The 16,742-nt window shown below is 61.2% G+C and carries 17 protein-coding genes; 10 read left to right on the top strand and 7 right to left on the bottom strand.

The genetic code is table 11. The features are described from left to right. Positions 1-31: 31 nt before the first annotated feature. Positions 32-1,360, bottom strand: coding sequence for a DEAD/DEAH box helicase (locus QNI81_RS08325; RefSeq protein WP_283966212.1), 1,329 nt, complete (start codon positions 1,358-1,360; stop codon positions 32-34). Positions 1,361-1,803: 443 nt separating this feature from the next. On the opposite strand from QNI81_RS08325, the gene QNI81_RS08320 reads away from it, so the two are divergent. Then, complete coding sequence (locus QNI81_RS08320) at positions 1,804-2,220, top strand: Fur family transcriptional regulator (protein WP_283966211.1); 417 nt, start codon at positions 1,804-1,806, stop codon at positions 2,218-2,220. Positions 2,221-2,404: 184 nt separating this feature from the next. After that, the gene (locus QNI81_RS08315; protein WP_065326638.1) at positions 2,405-3,298 is read left to right on the top strand and encodes a DMT family transporter; all 894 of its coding nucleotides are present in this window, start codon (positions 2,405-2,407) and stop codon (positions 3,296-3,298) included. 2 nt (positions 3,299-3,300) lie between these two features. Here the strand turns inward: QNI81_RS08315 and QNI81_RS08310 are convergent, their stop codons facing one another. Then, positions 3,301-4,539 carry an MFS transporter gene (locus QNI81_RS08310; protein ID WP_283966210.1) on the bottom strand — a complete coding sequence of 413 codons (1,239 nt, stop codon included), beginning with the start codon at positions 4,537-4,539 and terminating at the stop codon, positions 3,301-3,303. Positions 4,540-4,787: 248 nt separating this feature from the next. Between QNI81_RS08310 and eno the strand changes: the two genes are divergently transcribed. After that, positions 4,788-6,065: a phosphopyruvate hydratase gene (gene eno, locus QNI81_RS08305; RefSeq protein ID WP_283966209.1), complete on the top strand. Its 1,278-nt coding sequence runs from the start codon at positions 4,788-4,790 to the stop codon at positions 6,063-6,065. A gap of 133 nt (positions 6,066-6,198) precedes the next feature. Then, positions 6,199-6,810, top strand: a complete 612-nt coding sequence (locus QNI81_RS08300) for a GNAT family N-acetyltransferase (protein ID WP_283966208.1) — start codon at positions 6,199-6,201, stop codon at positions 6,808-6,810. A gap of 74 nt (positions 6,811-6,884) precedes the next feature. Here QNI81_RS08300 and QNI81_RS08295 read toward each other — a convergent pair whose 3' ends face one another. The 3 genes from QNI81_RS08295 to mazG all read right to left on the bottom strand — a co-directional run bounded on the left by QNI81_RS08295 (position 6,885) and on the right by mazG (position 9,219). After that, positions 6,885-7,334, bottom strand: a complete 450-nt coding sequence (locus tag QNI81_RS08295; protein WP_005637449.1) for a GNAT family N-acetyltransferase — start codon at positions 7,332-7,334, stop codon at positions 6,885-6,887. Then, positions 7,331-8,272 (bottom strand): nucleoside hydrolase, encoded by a 942-nt coding sequence (locus tag QNI81_RS08290; protein ID WP_283966207.1) that lies wholly within the window; start codon positions 8,270-8,272, stop codon positions 7,331-7,333. The genes QNI81_RS08295 and QNI81_RS08290 overlap by 4 nt, the downstream gene beginning before the upstream one ends. A 125-nt stretch (positions 8,273-8,397) precedes the next feature. Next, positions 8,398-9,219: a nucleoside triphosphate pyrophosphohydrolase gene (mazG, locus tag QNI81_RS08285; RefSeq protein WP_283966206.1), complete on the bottom strand. Its 822-nt coding sequence runs from the start codon at positions 9,217-9,219 to the stop codon at positions 8,398-8,400. Positions 9,220-9,282: 63 nt separating this feature from the next. Between mazG and QNI81_RS08280 the strand changes: the two genes are divergently transcribed. From QNI81_RS08280 to speB (QNI81_RS08270), 3 genes are all read left to right on the top strand, one after another. Next, positions 9,283-10,446, top strand: a complete 1,164-nt coding sequence (locus QNI81_RS08280) for a M20 aminoacylase family protein (RefSeq protein ID WP_168577048.1) — start codon at positions 9,283-9,285, stop codon at positions 10,444-10,446. A gap of 89 nt (positions 10,447-10,535) precedes the next feature. Continuing rightward, positions 10,536-11,501: an agmatinase gene (gene speB, locus QNI81_RS08275; RefSeq protein ID WP_283966205.1), complete on the top strand. Its 966-nt coding sequence runs from the start codon at positions 10,536-10,538 to the stop codon at positions 11,499-11,501. Continuing rightward, complete coding sequence (speB, locus tag QNI81_RS08270; RefSeq protein ID WP_009179121.1) at positions 11,498-12,445, top strand: agmatinase; 948 nt, start codon at positions 11,498-11,500, stop codon at positions 12,443-12,445. The genes speB (QNI81_RS08275) and speB (QNI81_RS08270) overlap by 4 nt, the downstream gene beginning before the upstream one ends. Before the next feature lie 103 nt (positions 12,446-12,548). Here speB (QNI81_RS08270) and QNI81_RS08265 read toward each other — a convergent pair whose 3' ends face one another. Beyond that, positions 12,549-12,857, bottom strand: coding sequence for a hypothetical protein (locus QNI81_RS08265; RefSeq protein ID WP_283966204.1), 309 nt, complete (start codon positions 12,855-12,857; stop codon positions 12,549-12,551). Positions 12,858-12,929: 72 nt separating this feature from the next. On the opposite strand from QNI81_RS08265, the gene prfA reads away from it, so the two are divergent. The 3 genes from prfA (at position 12,930) to QNI81_RS08250 (ending at position 15,691) form a co-directional block, all read left to right on the top strand. Then, positions 12,930-13,982, top strand: a complete 1,053-nt coding sequence (gene prfA / locus QNI81_RS08260; protein ID WP_065326619.1) for a peptide chain release factor 1 — start codon at positions 12,930-12,932, stop codon at positions 13,980-13,982. Continuing rightward, positions 13,979-14,815 carry a peptide chain release factor N(5)-glutamine methyltransferase gene (prmC, locus tag QNI81_RS08255; RefSeq protein ID WP_283966203.1) on the top strand — a complete coding sequence of 279 codons (837 nt, stop codon included), beginning with the start codon at positions 13,979-13,981 and terminating at the stop codon, positions 14,813-14,815. The genes prfA and prmC overlap by 4 nt, the downstream gene beginning before the upstream one ends. Before the next feature lie 231 nt (positions 14,816-15,046). Next, positions 15,047-15,691 carry a DUF4167 domain-containing protein gene (locus QNI81_RS08250; RefSeq protein ID WP_283966202.1) on the top strand — a complete coding sequence of 215 codons (645 nt, stop codon included), beginning with the start codon at positions 15,047-15,049 and terminating at the stop codon, positions 15,689-15,691. Between the two features lie 90 nt (positions 15,692-15,781). Here the strand turns inward: QNI81_RS08250 and rsmA are convergent, their stop codons facing one another. Further along, complete coding sequence (gene rsmA / locus QNI81_RS08245) at positions 15,782-16,624, bottom strand: 16S rRNA (adenine(1518)-N(6)/adenine(1519)-N(6))-dimethyltransferase RsmA (protein WP_065330016.1); 843 nt, start codon at positions 16,622-16,624, stop codon at positions 15,782-15,784. Positions 16,625-16,742: the final 118 nt, after the last annotated feature.

The following is a 16,742-nucleotide window of genomic DNA, read 5'->3' as shown; positions in this document are numbered from 1 at the left end:
CGTAGGCGCGCTGTTCGAAAGGGCGCTTCGATCAGGATTTGCGCCGCCGCCCGCCACCGCCAGCGGAGTTCCGGGCTTCGCCACCACCGGGCTGCCCTTCGGGTTTGCCACCGCCAAAGCGACGACGCCCACCACCGGGTTTGCCGCTGCCTTTGCCACGGCCACCACCGCCACCGGGGCGACCACGTCCGCCACCACGCGCGGGTTTGGCGGCCGGGTCGGGCAGCTCTTCCCAGGCGCGGCCAGAGGCCACAGGAATGGTGATGCCCATGGTTTTCTGGATCGCCTTCAGATCGCCGATCTCATCGGGGGCACAGAAGGCCACAGCCTGACCATCCTTGCCCGCACGCGCGGTGCGGCCGATCCGGTGCACATAGGCATCCGGCACATTGGGCAGCTCGTAGTTATAGACGTATTTCACATCTGGAATATCCAGCCCGCGCGCCGCCACATCCGTCGCCACCAGCACAGTGATCTCGCCTGACTTAAAGGCCTTCAACGCCCGTTCGCGCTGGCCCTGGCTCTTGTTGCCGTGGATCGCCGCCGCCTTGAAGCCTGCCTTGTCCAGCACCTTCATCAGCTTTTCCATGCCATGTTTGGTGCGGCCAAAGACCAGCGTGCGCTCGCCATCATGTTTGGCCAGCAACTCCTTCAGAAGGCTGAGTTTCTCTGCCTTGGCAATGAAATGCACGGACTGGGTGACCTTGGCGGCGGGCTTGCCCGGAGGGGTCACTTCAATGCGCACGGGGCTCTTGAGATAGGCATTTGCGATCTCGTTCATCTGCTTGGGCATCGTGGCCGAGAACAGCATGGTTTGACGCTTTTCAGGCAGAAGTGCTGCGATCTTGCGCAGGGCATGGATAAAGCCCAGATCCAGCATCTGGTCAGCCTCGTCCAGAACCAGAAAGTCACAAGACCCAAGATCCAGCGCCTTGCGGTCGAGAATATCCAAGAGACGTCCGGGCGTGGCGACCAGAATATCGGTGCCACGGGACAGTCGGTTGATCTGCGGATTGATGGAGACACCACCGACCACCAGCCCGGTCTTGAGCGGGCTGCCTTCGGTGAGGCCACGCAGGGTTTCGGCGATCTGGTTTGCGAGCTCGCGCGTCGGGGCAAGGATCAAACCGCGTACGGTCCCGGCGGCGGGTTTTTGACCATATTCCAGCATCTGCGCCACCAGCGGCACACCAAAGGCCGCAGTTTTGCCGGTGCCGGTCTGGGCGAGACCCAGCACATCCTGACCGTTCAGAGCATGCGGAATCGCGCGCGCCTGAATGGGGGTGGGGGTGTTAAAGCCCATGGCTTCCATGCGGGTGTGCAGGTGCTTGGGCAGATCCATAGTGGAAAATTCAGTCATTCAACGTCCTCTCAACGGCTGCCGTCCGCAGGCGCACAGCCGTTTCGGGGGCAGGCGTTCAGCCGTACCTCCCGATCATTCGGTGGGGCGGAGACCTCAGACCCAGACGGCCGCATGCCGTTCGGTCGATCTGCCGCAACTAGCCCCACGCGTGATCTTGGAACCATGGCATCCCCGACAAGATCCGTTGCAAACTGCCCATTCAACGCCTGCCGACATCAGCAAGTGCAAGGGGGCAGGGGCGGGCCAAACCATTGACGGGCTGGCGGCGCTGCGGATCTCTGCTCACGCGGCAGAGGGTGTGCCTGAGGCGCAAATGGCGTGGCGCGGCACAAATGTCAATGGTGGGGGCGGCAAGTTGCCTGTTTGCGATGTCGCTTGCATTCGCTAAAAAGAAGCGCCAAGCAAGGGACCCCGCAGTGAACGACAGGGACGTAACAGGCATGACAGATACGATTATCTCCCGCTGCGAGGCCCGCGGCCTGCGTATGACCGGCCCGCGGCGCACCATTGCCCGCGTTCTTCAGGAAAGCGACGACCACCCGGATGTGGAAGAATTGCATGCCCGCGCCAATGCGCAGGATTCCGGTATTTCTTTGGCGACGGTCTATCGCACCGTCAAACTTTTTGAAGAATCAGGCATTCTTGAACGGCTTGAGTTCGGCGATGGGCGTGCGCGCTATGAGGATGCAGACCGCGATCATCATGACCATCTGATCGATCTCAACAGCGGTGAGGTGATCGAATTCTGCGACCCGGAAATCGAGGAACTGCAGGAAAAAATCGCCAAAAAGCTGGGTTATCGGCTCAAGGGCCACAAGCTCGAACTCTATGGCGTGCCACTCAAAAAGAACGGCTGAACCGCGTCAGGCTGGCTTTATCTCCATGACAATCCATATCCCGCAGGTGGATGACCTATCAGCGTTGTGAATGCATGGCGTCACAACTTCTGCTGATGCGGGCATGATTTGGGCCTTGCGTCATGCGGTCGCATCGCGCGATGGCTGGCAAAATTTCCGAGCTTTCGCCAAGGACGCGCGCCCCATGGATAATGTCAAAGGTATTGTGCTGCTGCTGATCGCGATGGTTGGCTTCACCATCGAGGATCTGTTCATCAAGCAACTCTCCGGCAGCCTCGCTGTGGGCCAGATCCTTTTGTTCATCGGTCTTGGCGCGGGTGTTGTGTTCTTTGTCGCATTGCGCTTGCAAAAACAGAGCCTCTGGAGCCGTGATGCATGGCAGCCAATGCCTGTGTTGCGCGCCTTGGCAGAAGGGGGCGCTGCGATGAGCTTTGCCACCGCGCTGGCCTTGGTCGACATCTCAGTGGTGGCGGCGGTGTTTCAGGCGACGCCGTTGGCGATCACCATGGGCGCGGCCCTGTTTCTGGGGGAACAAGTGGGCTGGCGCCGGTGGAGCGCGATCTTTGTGGGCTTTATCGGTGTTTTGATCATCATCCGTCCGGGATTGGCAGGGTTCGAGCCCAACGCGCTGTTGGTGCTGGTTTCGGTGCTCTGCGTGGCTGCGCGTGATCTGATGACCCGCCGGATGCCCGCAAGCATTCCATCATCTGTGGTGAGCGTTCAGGCCTATCTTGCGGTTGTTGTCGCGGGTGGAGCGATGCTGTTGTTGACCCCACAGACAATGGTTGCGCCGACCTCTTTTGAGTGGGGGATGCTCGCAGGGGGCACGATCTTTGGGGTGGTGGCTTATTACGGGATCGTCACAGCGACGCGGATTGCCGACGCGGCGGTCATCACACCGTTTCGCTACTCGCGTCTGGTGTTTTCAATGATTGGCGGCGCGATTGTGTTTTCCGAGCGCCCCGATGCGATGACGCTACTGGGGTCGGCGCTGATCATTGCCACCGGGCTTTATACCTTTGTGCGTGAACGGCGTCTGGCCCGTCGGGCCGCGCGGATGGCGGTACAGCCCGCCTGACCTCAGGCGGTGGCGGCTGTTAGCCGCCCGCGTGCGGTTGCAACACCGACCACCATGCAGAGGGTGGTGAGCAGGAAATATACTGCGATCCCATAGCCTTGCTTGTCAAAATTGATGCCAAGGTCGATCAGCAGCCCGGTCAGGCCCGGCCCGACGGCGGTGCCAAAGACCATGACCGCCATCACCAGTGACTTGATCGCGCCGATGCTGCGGGTGCCGAAAACTTCGGCCCAGAACGAACTAGGCAGCACCGAATGCGCCCCGACCGAGGCCGCCATGCAGAAGAACCCCGCAGCCATGCCCACGCCGCTGGAGACGGTGGCAAAGATGATGAAGGCCGCGACCAAGGGCAGCTGATAAAGCGGCATCAGCCGTGTTGCGCTCCAGCGGTCCAGCGCCCAACCCGCCACCAGCATGGAGACGACCGACATCACGGTGAAAAAGGGGAAATACGCCACCAGTTCCAACAGGGTCCAGCCTTTGGTGGTGGCGAAATGGAGCTGGTGAAAGAAGAATGCCGTTGTGAAGGCCGCAGGTCCCAGAATGGATGGCACCATCAACCAGAACACCGGGGAGCGCAGGGCCTCCCAGCGGGTCCAGTGGCGGTTGTCCATGCCGGTGCTGCTGACATCCTCTGAGGAGGATTGCGGCGTGCGTTCCTGCGAGAGCAGCCGCACCAACACAGGGGCGCCCATCAGGCAAACGGCGGCGCTGACCAGCCAGAGCGTGCGCCAGTCCAGTATCGTCATCAGTGCCACAAAGATCAGTGGCAAGAGGGCCTGGCCGAGCGCAACGCCAAGTGCCGCAATCGACAGCGCCCGTCCGCGCGTGGCGACAAACCATCGCGCCATGGCAACGATCGCCAGATGTGTGCTCATGCCCTGACCAAAGAACCGCAGCGCGAATATCGACAGCGGCAGGACCCAGTAGCTGTGATTGAGCGCCATCAGCACGCAGGCCGCCGCCAGCCCACAGAGCACGAGGGCACCGAGCTGGCGCACCCGCAGAATGTCCGAGAGGCCGCCCGCCGCCACCATCACCAGGGCCGAGGCCGTGGTGCCCACCATATAAAGCCCGCCCCAGCCCGCATGGCTGAGACCAAACTCCGTCTGGATCTGCCCGGCAAAGACCGAAATGAAAAAGGTCTGCCCAAAGCTCGACAGAAAGGTCAGCAGTACACCCGCCGAAAGATAGGGCGCGTTGCTGAGAAGAAATTCGTGGAATCGGATGGGTTTGGACATGCGCGTATGCTTGATCTGTTAAGAATTGCACGCAAGGGTGAGCGCTACCATCGTGATGCTTCACGCCGCTGCCGCGTCATTTTTGTCGCGGCGCGAGGTGAGGGCAGCGAGGGCAGGGAAGAAAATTTCCCAATGTTAGGGTTAAACCTCTCGAATAACGACCGTTAGCGATAACGCCTCCGGTTTACTTTTTACACGGGCTTGCTATGACCGGGGGCAAATCGTGTCACAGTGAGGGACCATTTGCGATGAGCACCATTATCGACATTCACGCCCGCGAGATCCTCGACAGCCGGGGCAACCCCACCGTCGAAGTCGATGTCGTTCTCGAAGACGGCACCATGGGCCGCGCGGCGGTGCCGTCTGGCGCATCGACCGGTGCCTATGAGGCGGTGGAAAAGCGCGACGGCGACACGTCCCGCTACATGGGCAAGGGCGTCCTTGAGGCGGTCGCAGCCGTCAATGGAGAGATCGCCGATGAGCTGGTCGGCTTTGATGCCACCGAGCAGGTCTCCATCGACCGCGCGATGATTGAACTCGACGGCACCGAAAACAAGAGCCGTCTGGGCGCAAACGCCATCCTCGGCGTGTCGCTGGCGGTGGCAAAGGCGGCGGCGGATTTCACCACCCAGCCGCTCTATCGCTATGTCGGCGGCACCTCGGCGCGGGTTCTGCCGGTGCCGATGATGAACATCATCAACGGCGGCGAGCACGCGGACAATCCGATCGACATTCAGGAATTCATGATCATGCCGGTGGCTGCGGAAAACATCCGCGACGCGGTCCGCATGGGCTCCGAGGTGTTCCACACCCTGAAAAAAGAGCTGTCGGCGGCGGGTCTGTCGACCGGCATCGGCGATGAGGGTGGCTTTGCCCCCAACATTGCCTCCACCCGTGAAGCGCTTGATTTCATTCTGAAGTCCATCGAGAAGGCGGGTTACAAGCCCGGCGAGGAGATCTACCTCGCGCTCGATTGTGCAGCGACTGAGTACTACAAAGACGGCAAATACGTCCTGTCCGGCGAGGGCAAGACCCTGACCTCGGAAGAAAACGCCGCCTATCTGGCCGCTCTGGTCAATGACTACCCGATCATCTCGATCGAAGACGGCATGTCCGAGGATGACTGGGACGGCTGGAAGGCGTTGACCGACCAGATTGGCGATAAGGTGCAGCTGGTGGGCGACGATTTGTTCGTGACCAACCCGGTGCGTCTGGCAGAAGGCATCGAGCGCGGCTGTGCCAACTCCATGCTGGTGAAAGTGAACCAGATCGGCTCGCTCACCGAGACCCTGCAGGCGGTCGATATGGCGCATCGCGCGCGCTATACCAATGTGATGTCGCACCGCTCTGGCGAGACCGAGGATGCCACCATCGCTGACCTCGCCGTGGCAACCAACTGCGGTCAGATCAAAACCGGCTCGCTGGCGCGTTCCGACCGGCTCGCGAAATACAACCAGCTGATCCGTATCGAGGAAACCCTCGGCGAGATCGCGGAATACGCCGGTCGTTCGATCCTCAAGGGCTGATTTTTACGCACTTCTTTGATGGCAGGCGCCCCGGAGCGATCCGGGGCGTTTTGCGTTTGGCGCAGGGGTTGTGCAAGCGAAGGCAGCGCCTTAGTCATAGAGTGATTGGATACAAAATACCCGGATGCGCGCTATGACATTTGCCCCAACCTTGCCGGATGGCATCACCGATCTGCCTGCGGGAAAGCTGGCCTCTGTTGTGACCTATCTGGAGATGAAAGCGCGCCCAACGCCGCGTAAGTGCGCGCCGCAGCCAGAACTGACATTGGCGTTGCATGATGCGCCTTCTGTGGCGTGGTATCGTGGTCTCTACCGTCTTGTGGGCGAGGATTACCTGTGGTTTTCACGCCTGCTTTGGGAAGACGCGGACCTTGCGGCGCATCTGAAATCGGATGCGGTCGAGGTTTGGTCGGTGCAAAAACAGGGCGAGGATCTGGGCCTGTTGGAACTGGAGTGGATGGCGAACGGGGATTGCGAATTGTCGTTCTTTGGCCTGTCCGCAGATCTGATCGGTGGCGGCGTGGGGCGCTGGCTGATGGAACATGCCATTGCGCGTGCATTTTCCCGCGATATCAACCGCTTCTTTGTGCATACCTGTACGCTCGACAGTCCGCAGGCGCTGGGGTTTTATACGCGCTCGGGGTTTGTGCCTTACGGGCGCGCTGTTGAAATTGCGGATGATCCACGGATTTCAGGTCTGATCCCAGAGGCGCGCGCCACGCATATCCCTCTGATCAAGGGGTGAGGTGAGGGGGCGAGGGGCCAGCCCCTCGCGCTCCCCGAGATATTTATAAGAAGCTGAAAAGGCGGCGGCGCTGATCAGAGCGCGCGGCTCATGAGAATGTACCGCTCGCGGGCGCTGAAGCGGGCGCGGGTGTAGAGTTTGATTGCGGGTTCATTGTCGCGATCAACCTCAAGGTGCAGGGCGCGCACGCCCGCCTCTGCAAGGGTGCGGGGCAGGGCGTGAAGCACCTCGGTGGCGATGCCGCGTCCGCGCACGGCGGGGCGAATGAAGAACTCATCAATCATCCCATCGAGGCCGCCAAACTCCACCGACCATGTGAAGGTCACAATGATGTAGCCGATAGGCGCACGCACCGGGCCGATCAGGTAGATTGCGCCATAGGGGATCCCTTCGAGGAGCGGCAGCAGCGCGCCGCGCCGTTGCTCATCCGTGCTGTCGATGCCTTCTTCGGCGTGAAACCCCTGCACCAAGGTGAGCAGTTTTTCCAGATCTTCGGGGCGGGCGAGATGCAGAGAGGCACTCATAGTCGGCCCAGCCGTTCGGTCAGCAGGGCAAAAAAGCCGTCTGCATCGACATCGCCGATGAACAGTGCGTTGGCTGGGCGGTCCGTGACGCCCCACCAGTCGGCAACTGTCATCCCGAGGGTCAGGGGAGAGGTGGTCTCAATCTCGACGTTGATGTGGCGGCCGGAGAACAGCTCTGGTTGGATCAGGTAGGCGATCACACAAGGGTCATGCAGCGGACCACCTTCGGAGCCGTATTTCTCAACGTCAAATCGTTCAAAGAAATCAAGCATATCTGCGGTGAAGTTGCCGACGCGGCTGCCAAGGTCGCGAAAGGCCTGAACCCGTGCCCGCGAGGTCAGCGCCTTGTGAGTGACATCAAGCGGCATCATGGTGATCTTGACGCCCGAGGCGAGGACGTCCCGGGCCGCTTCGGGATCGACGTAGATGTTGAATTCTGCAGCCGGGGTTATATTGCCGACCTCGAAATAAGCGCCTCCCATCAGGACGATTTCCTGAACGCGATCAATGATATCGGGAGCTTTGCGGAACGCCGCGCCAATATTGGTGAGCGGGCCGAGAGGACAGAGGGTCACAGTGCCGGGGGCCTCTGCACGCAGGGTGTCGATGATAAACTCGACGCCGTGCTGGTCCTGCAACGCCATGGTGGGCTCAAACAGATCCGGCCCGTCGAGGCCAGTGCTGCCGTGGACATGTTCGGCCGTGACGAGGGGGCGCTCCAGCGGGGCATCACAGCCAGCGTAAACTTTGACCTCTGGCCGTCCTGCAACTTCGCAGGTGATGCGGGCGTTCTTTTGCGTCAGGGCCAGCGGCACATTTCCGGCGACCGTGGTGATCCCGAGCAGATCAATGTCTTCGGGAGAGCCCAAAGCCAGCAGGATTGCGACCGCATCGTCCTGTCCCGGGTCCGTGTCGATGATAATTTTGCGGGGGGGCATTGGGGGCTCCATCGGGGTAAGTGGGCGGTGACAAACCGGGGTCTGTGCATTGCACGGCTAGGCGTTTTGAGCGCAAGCGCACAACAGATTTTCAAAGCTCCGGCGTCAAAGGCCGGGCGGGCGGGTTAGCTGCGGGCTTTTTCCTCAGCTTTTACGTCGTTCCAAAGCGCGTCCATTTCAGCCAACTCACTGTCCTCTGCGCGCTTGCCGAGGGCGGCAAGTTTGGCTTCTACGCCCTTGAAACGGCGTGTGAATTTGGCGTTGGTGCGGCGCAGGGCGGCTTCGGGTTCAACGCCGAGATGACGGCCCAGATTGGCCATCACGAACAGAAGGTCGCCAAACTCTTCTTCGACTTCATCCTGAGTGAGGCGCTCTTGAGCTTCGACCAACTCGGCAGATTCTTCGGCGATCTTGGCCAGCACGTTGTGGGCGGACGGCCAGTCAAACCCGACCCGCGCGGCCCGTTTTTGCAGCTTGTAGGCCCGCAGCAGGGCGGGCAGCCCCACGGCAACACCATCCAGCGCGCCGGTTTCTGCCTTGGCGGCCCGTTCGGCGGCCTTGATCGTCTCCCAATCCTGCGTTTGCTGGTCGGCGGATTTATCGCGGCTCTCGTCGCCGAACACATGTGGATGGCGCGAGACCATCTTGTTGGACATGGTGGTGACCACGTCCTGAAAGGTGAAATGCCCGGCTTCCTCGGCCATCTGCGCATGAAAGACCGATTGGAACAGAAGATCGCCCAACTCGCCTCTCAACTCGTCCCATTTTTCGCGCTCAATGGCGTCGGCGACCTCATAGGCCTCTTCGATGGTGTAGGGCGCGATACTGGCAAAGCTTTGTTCGATATCCCATGGGCAGCCGGTTTTGGGATCGCGCAGGCGACGCATGATTTCCAAGAGCCGTTCGATTCCTGCATTTTCATCGTGGATCAACCTGTCGTCGCTCATTGCACCTGCCCGGGATTTCGTGTTCTGCTGCATCATCCCGACTATTTGACAGGAGTCCACCCCATGCCGGTCGTGAACCGCATCGCCGATTATGCCGAAGACATGAAGACCTGGCGACGCCATCTTCACCAGATCCCTGAACTGGGATTGGACACCGTAAAGACCGCCGCATATGTGACTGAAATACTGGAAACATTGGGCGTTGACGAGATCCATGGCGGGATCGCGCAAAACGGGATTGTAGCCATCATTAAGGGTCAGGGCGAGGGGCCGACCCTTGGTCTGCGCGCGGATATGGACGCGCTGCCGATCACCGAGGTGCGCGATCTGGACTACAAGTCCCGCGAACCGGGGAAAATGCATGCCTGTGGCCATGACGGGCACACCACGATGCTGCTCGGCGCGGCGAAATACCTGGCTGAAACGCGCAATTTCAAGGGCCGGGTGGCGCTGTTGTTCCAGCCCGCCGAAGAGGTGATCGGCGGCGCGCAGATCATGGTTGAGGAAGGCGTAATGGAGCGCTTTGATATCAAGGAAGTCTACGCGCTGCACAATGCGCCGGGGCTGCCGGTTGGCCATTTTGTCACCACGCCGGGCGCGCTGATGGCGGCGGTGGATGAGTTTACCATCAACATCAAAGGGCTGGGCGGTCATGGCGCAATGCCGCATGAGACCCGTGATCCGGTGATGGCGGCCTGTGGCATGGCGCAAGCGATCCAGACCATCGTCAGCCGCAACCATCATGCGACCGAGGATCTGGTGATTTCCGTCACTCAGATCCACACCGGCACCGTCGACAATGTGATCCCGGAAACCGCCTATATCAACGGCACGGTGCGCACCTTTAATCCGGAGGTGCAGCGCATGGTGATGGCGCGCTTTGACGAGATCGTGAAGGGCTGTGCAGTGGCTTACGGTGTGGACGCAGAGCTTGATTACGCGGTTGGGTATCCCGCCACCATCAACGATGCGGAAAAGGCAGCCTTTGCCACCGATATTGCGCGCGAAATCTCGGGCGATGCCAATGTGCAGGGGGATGCGGGCCGCGAGATGGGGGCGGAGGATTTCTCATATATGCTGCAAGCCCGCCCCGGCGCTTATCTGTTCCTTGGTCAAGGCGACACCGCCGGGCTGCATCACCCGGAATATGATTTCAACGATGAGATTTCTCCGGTCGGGGCGTCGTTCTTTGCCCGTCTGGTGGAGAAAGCACAGCCTTTGGCGTGAAATCGCGATCGGCGGCGGGCTTTCGGATGACAAGCCCGCCTGCATTGGCTAGGACGTGAGCATAACCCGAGAACAGGGAGCAGTCCGACATGGCGCTGGAAGACGCAAAAACACAGGTCGATCAAGCCTTTACCCGCGAGGATCTTAAGGGTCTCAGCTTTGAGAATACCTTTGGCGGGGCAACATCGTTTCTGCGACGGCGCTACAGCAAGGATCTGACCCATGCGGATATCGCGGTCACCGGCATCCCCTTTGATCAGGCGGTGACCAACCGCCCCGGCACCCGGCTTGGGCCGCGTGCGGTGCGTGAGGCATCTGCCCTGCAAAGCCCGGATGCGCCTTATGGGTGGGACATATGTCCTGCAAGCGAACTGGCGATTGTGGATTACGGCGACATGGCATTTGATTATGCCAATGTCCCGGCCTTTCCCGACACGCTGACGGACCATATCCGGGGCATTCTGGCGACAGAGACCGCTTCGGTTGCGATTGGCGGCGATCACTACGTGAGCTTTCCGATCCTCAAGGCCTATGCCGAGAAATACGGGCCGATCTCGCTGTTGCATTTCGATGCCCACAGCGACACCTGGGCCGATGATGATTTCAGCCGCGTCGATCATGGCACCATGTTCTACAAGGCGGTGAAATCCGGCATCATTGATCCGGCGACCTCGGTGCAGGTGGGCATTCGCACCACCAATGAGGACAATCTCGGCGTGCCGACCATCGACGCACCCACCGTGCATGAGATCGGCCCCTTTGAGACCGCGCGCCGCATCCGCGAGGTTCTGGGCGACCGGCCGGTCTATCTGACTTTCGATATCGATTGCCTTGATCCGGCCTATGCGCCGGGCACCGGCACACCGGTCTGGGGCGGTCTGACCACGGCGCAGGCAGAGGCGATCCTGAAGGGCCTGCGCGGCATCAACATTGTGGGCGGCGATATCGTCGAGGTCTCTCCGCCCTTTGACACCACCGGCGCCACCGCGATCGCGGGCGCCCATGTGGCCATGAGTATTATCTGCCTTCTGGGCTGGAGGATGACAGGACGATGAGCGAGTTCAATCAACCCATCAGCGGCAATGATCTGGCACGGTTTTCCGGACCGGGGACGTTTATGCGACTGCCGCAGGCCACCTCGCTGGAGGGGCTGGATGTGGCCATTCTGGGCGTGCCAATGGATATTGGCACATCCTGGCGGTCCGGCACCCGGTTTGGTCCCAAGCAGATCCGCGCCGAGAGCGCGATGATCCGCCCCTATAACATGACCACAGGTGCTGCACCGTTTGAGACCCTCAATATCGCCGATATTGGCGATCTGGCGATCAACACCTTCAACCTTGCGGACTCCTTGCGCATCATTGAGGACAGCTATGATGCGATCCTTGCCTCCGGGGTGATGCCGCTGGCGATGGGGGGAGATCATTCGATCACCCTGCCGATCCTGCGGGCGATTGCGCGCAAACACGGCCCCGTCGCGGTGATCCATGTGGATGCCCACGCAGACGTCAATGACGAGATGTTCGGCGAGAAGGAAACCCATGGCACGGTATTCCGCCGCGCCTATGAGGAGGGCTTGCTGGAGGCCGACAAGGTCTATCAGATCGGTTTGCGGGGCACCGGCTATGGGCCGGATGATTTCAAGGAACCACAGGGCTGGGGCTTTCAGCATTTCCTGGCGTCCGAGCTGTGGAATCGTTCGCTGCACAATATGGGGGCGGAAATTCGCCGCGATATTGGCGCGCGTCCGGTCTATATTTCCTATGATATCGACAGTCTTGATCCGGCCTTTGCGCCGGGCACCGGCACGCCGGAAATCGGCGGGCTGACCACCATGCAAGCGCTGGAGCTGATCCGGGCCTTTAAGGGGCTGAATGTGGTGGGCTGCGATCTGGTGGAAGTGTCGCCGCCCTATGACCCGTCCGGCAATACTGCATTGGTGGCGGCCAACCTGATTTACGAACTGCTCTGCATCCTGCCGGAGCGTGCATCCGAGTAAAGACAAACCCAAGCGGGGGGAAGCTCCCGCCCGTCGCCAGATCAGCAACGCTGATCCGCTCCCGTTGGGCCGGGCGCCGGGCTATCGCCCGGCGATCAGCACCCTAAAGGCGCGGGAGTGTTTGGGGCCGCGGGCTGAAACGGTTTGCCGCTGAGAGGCAGCCATCCTCGATCTTGCGCCACATCGGCACATTCAGCGACATCTGGCACTGCGCCATGAACATGCGCCCATCCACCTGCAGGCAGATGGTTTCGCCCAGCTCAATACGCCCGCCTTGGGTGTCGGTGCAGTAGCAATCAATGGTCTTGCCGCCAGGGCCGGTGACATCGGCCCGCGCAAATGACGCAAAAGCAGCTCCGCCCGCAAGAGCGGTGCAGGCTGCAAACCGGACAAGACCACTGGCATGTTTCATGGCTCTAGCCTATCACAGGTGAAGCCCCGCGCCAAAGCAAGAGGCGCACCCAACAGCGAGACACGCCACGACATGATCCCCGAAGACCGGCTGGAACAGATCCTGCAACGCTATCAGTACCTTGAGGCCGCAATGGCCGATGGGGCAGGCGGCGACATTGCAAAACTCGCCAAGGAATATTCCGACCTGCGCCCGGTTGCAGAGCAAATTAGCGCCTATCGCCAGTTGCTGAGCGATCTGGCCGAGGCTGAGGAAATGCTGGCCGATCCGGATATGAAGGCGCTGGCAGAAGAAGAAATTCCCACCCTGAAGGCGGCGCTGCCAGAGGCGGAACATGCGCTGCAACTGGCGCTCTTGCCCAAGGATGAAGCCGACAGCCGTGCGGCGATCCTGGAGATCCGCCCCGGAACCGGGGGCGATGAGGCGGCGCTGTTTGCCGGTGATCTCTACCGCATGTACAGCCGCTACGCCGAGGCGCAGGGCTGGAAGATCGACGTGATCGAAGAGCAGGTCTCGGAACTGGGCGGCCTCAAGGAACTGGTGGCGCGGATCAATGGCGATGGGGTCTTTGCCCGGCTCAAGTATGAGAGCGGTGTGCACCGTGTCCAGCGCGTACCAGTCACCGAGAGTGGTGGGCGCATTCACACCTCTGCGGCCACGGTGGCGGTGCTGCCCGAGGCCGAGGACGTGGATATCAAGATCGACGCCAATGACCTGCGCATTGATACCATGCGCTCTTCCGGTGCGGGCGGGCAGCACGTGAACACCACCGACTCGGCGGTGCGGATCACGCACCTGCCCACCGGACTGGTGGTGACGAGTTCCGAGAAATCCCAGCACCGCAACCGCGAGATCGCCATGCAGGTGCTGAAAACCCGGCTATATGATCTGGAGCGGCAGCGCATCGACAGCGAACGCTCGGCGGATCGTGCCTCTCAGGTGGGATCGGGGGATCGCTCGGAACGCATCCGAACCTATAATTTCCCACAGGGGCGCATGTCGGATCACCGGATCAACCTCACGCTTTACAAGCTGGAGCAGATCATGGGGGGAGATCTGGATGAGATCATCGATGCGCTGATTTCCGAACATCAGGCGAAACTGCTGGCGGAGATGGGGCAATGACCACCACCGCCGCGCAGGCCATGGTTGCTGCGACCGCACGTCTTCGGGCGGCGGGGGTGGACGATCCGGCGCGCGATGCGCGGGTGCTGTTGGCCCATGCGGCGCGGATCGAGGCAGCACGGGTGACGCTGATTGCACCCGAGGAGCTCTCGCACGAGGTGGCAGAGCGCTACGACCAGCTGATTTCCCTGCGGGCGATCCGGGTGCCGGTGTCGCATCTGATCGGCGAGCGGGATTTCTACGGGCGCCGCTTCAAGGTCTCGGCGGATGTGCTGGATCCGCGCCCCGAAACTGAGACCCTGATCGAAGCTGCCCTCTCAGAACCATTCGAACGTGTGCTGGACCTCGGCGTGGGTTCGGGCTGCATTCTGGTGACGCTTTTGGCGGAACAACAGGGCGCGCTGGGCCTCGGTGTGGACTTGAGCGAGGCTGCCTGCCTGCAGGCCAGCGCCAATGCGGTGTTGCACCGGGTCGAGGCACGGGCAGACATTCGCCAGTCGGATTGGTTCTCTGCCGTCAAAGGTCAGTTTGACCTGATCGTCTCCAACCCGCCCTATATCGCGCTGGACGAGATGGATGATCTCTCGGAAGAGGTGCGCGAACATGAGCCGCAAATGGCGCTGACGGATGGGGCTGATGGGCTAAGCGCTTATCGGCTGATTTGCGCGGGGCTTGGGCGTCATCTGGCGCAAGGGGGCCGTGTGCTGGTTGAGATCGGTCCAACCCAAGGGGCAGCTGTGGCCGAAATGATGCGGGCTGCGGGCCTAGTTGAGGTGACGGTGCTGCCCGATCTCGATGGTCGGGATCGTGTCGTTTTGGGCCGAAATCCGTGACTTTAGGGCCCAATTGCGCTATATTTTGAAGTCTCCATGCAAAAAGAGACAAAAAACCGACGTTCCCCCCTTGTTTGTGACGGAGGAACGTGGTTACTCAAGGTGTCGCTGTTGCAAGAGGACGTCAACGGACCTCTCGGCGACGCCAAGCCCAAAAACGTTCGCAGGCCCATGCGCAGGAAGCGCGGTACGCGGTCTTCGACAATTAGAACCAAGGCTGACGTTAGGCATATGAGATCGTCAAAATCACGTTCGCGTTCGAAGTCGAACCGTAATCGCCCGAATGGGGCCAATGTTGTCAACCGCGTGTTCGACAGCTCTGGACCCGAGGGTAAGGTTCGCGGAACGCCGCAACAAATCATCGATAAATACAACCAGCTGGCGCGCGACGCGCAGCTTGGAAATGACCGTGTGGCAACCGAGAATTTTCAGCAGCACGCGGAACATTACCTGCGTATGCTGAACGAGGCGCAGCGCGAGATCGAAGCCAAGCGCGAAGAGCAGGAACGCCAGAACCGCGAACGCCAAGCTGAGCGTGACCGCGAGCGCGCCGAGCGTCTGGAGCGTCAGGAGCGCGAAGCGGCCGATGTTGCTGCAGGTGATGGGCCACAGCCCGAGATCGCCGACCCGCGCGAGGCAGCGCCTCAGGTGCCGCAGGATGACATCGGTTTGGTGGAGACACCAGAAGGCAAGACTGCCGATCCCGAGGCTGCACCCGCCAAGAAAGCGCCGGCGCGCAAACCACGCAGCCGCAAACCGGCAGCCCCCAAAGATGGAGAGACCGGCGAGGCAAAACCGGAGGCTGAGTCCAAGCCAAAGCGCAGCCGCGCAAAGCCCAAACCAAAGCCGGATGAGCCTCAGGAAGCCGCCGAATAAGGTTGCTTTGCATGAGATGAAAGAAAACCCCGTAGCGTTTGCTGCGGGGTTTTTTACGTTGTTGGTTGTCTTTTTGATCGCTCGGGGAGATCAGGTCTGCGCGAGGCTGCGGGCGAGGGCACAGAACCCCTCAAGGCTGACTTGCTCTGCGCGTTCTGTAGGCGGGATGCCTGCGGCGTTCAGGTGATCCTCGATTTGGGGCGAGACGCCTTTGAGCGAGGCGCGCAGCATCTTGCGGCGCTGGTTGAAGGCGGCAGCCACCACGCGGCTGAGGATGGCCGCATCGGCCGGGAAACGCGGCTCTGGCAGGGCGGTCAGATGCACCACGGCGCTGGACACTTTGGGTGGCGGCGTAAAGGCCCCCGGCGGCAGCGACAGGGCGATCTTCGCCTCCGCGCGCCACTGCGCAAGGATCGCAAGCCGCCCATATGCTTTGGAGCCGGGTTGCGCCACGATACGCTCGGCCACTTCGCGCTGGAACATCAAGGTGAGGCTTTGCCAGAAAGGCGGCCAGTCCTTGGGCGTCAGCCAGCGCACCAGAAGCTCGGTGCCGACGTTATAGGGCAGGTTGGCGGCGACGCGGATCGGGGGCGTCAGATGCGCCAGCGGGTCGATCTCCAGCGCATCGCCATTGATCACCTCCAGGCGGCCCGGATGGGCATTGGCGATCTCTGCTAGCGCGGGCAGGCAGCGCTGGTCTTTTTCAATGGCGAGCACCTTGCGGGCGCCTTCGCTCAGCAAACCCCGGGTGAGGCCGCCGGGGCCGGGGCCGATTTCCAGCACGTCACAGCCGGTCAGGTCTCCGGCCTGACGCGCGATTTTCGCAGTCAGGTTCAGATCCAGAAGGAAGTTCTGGCCCAGTGATTTGCGGGCCGAGAGCTGATGGGTCGCGATGACCTCGCGCAGCGGGGGGAGATTGTCGATGGCGCTCATGATGCGTCTTCATAAGGGGCCGATACCGATCTGGAAAGCGGCTTTTGTTGTCAAACGGAGCACAGGGCAAATGCCCTGCGCACAGGCCTGTTCAGGTGAGGGGCGCAGCCCCTCACAC

The organism is Tritonibacter sp. AK171 (assembly GCF_030127025.1).
Lineage (GTDB): Bacteria > Pseudomonadota > Alphaproteobacteria > Rhodobacterales > Rhodobacteraceae > Epibacterium > Epibacterium mobile.
Note: the sequence above shows the minus strand (reverse complement) of the source record. Positions and strands in the feature narration are given on the sequence as shown.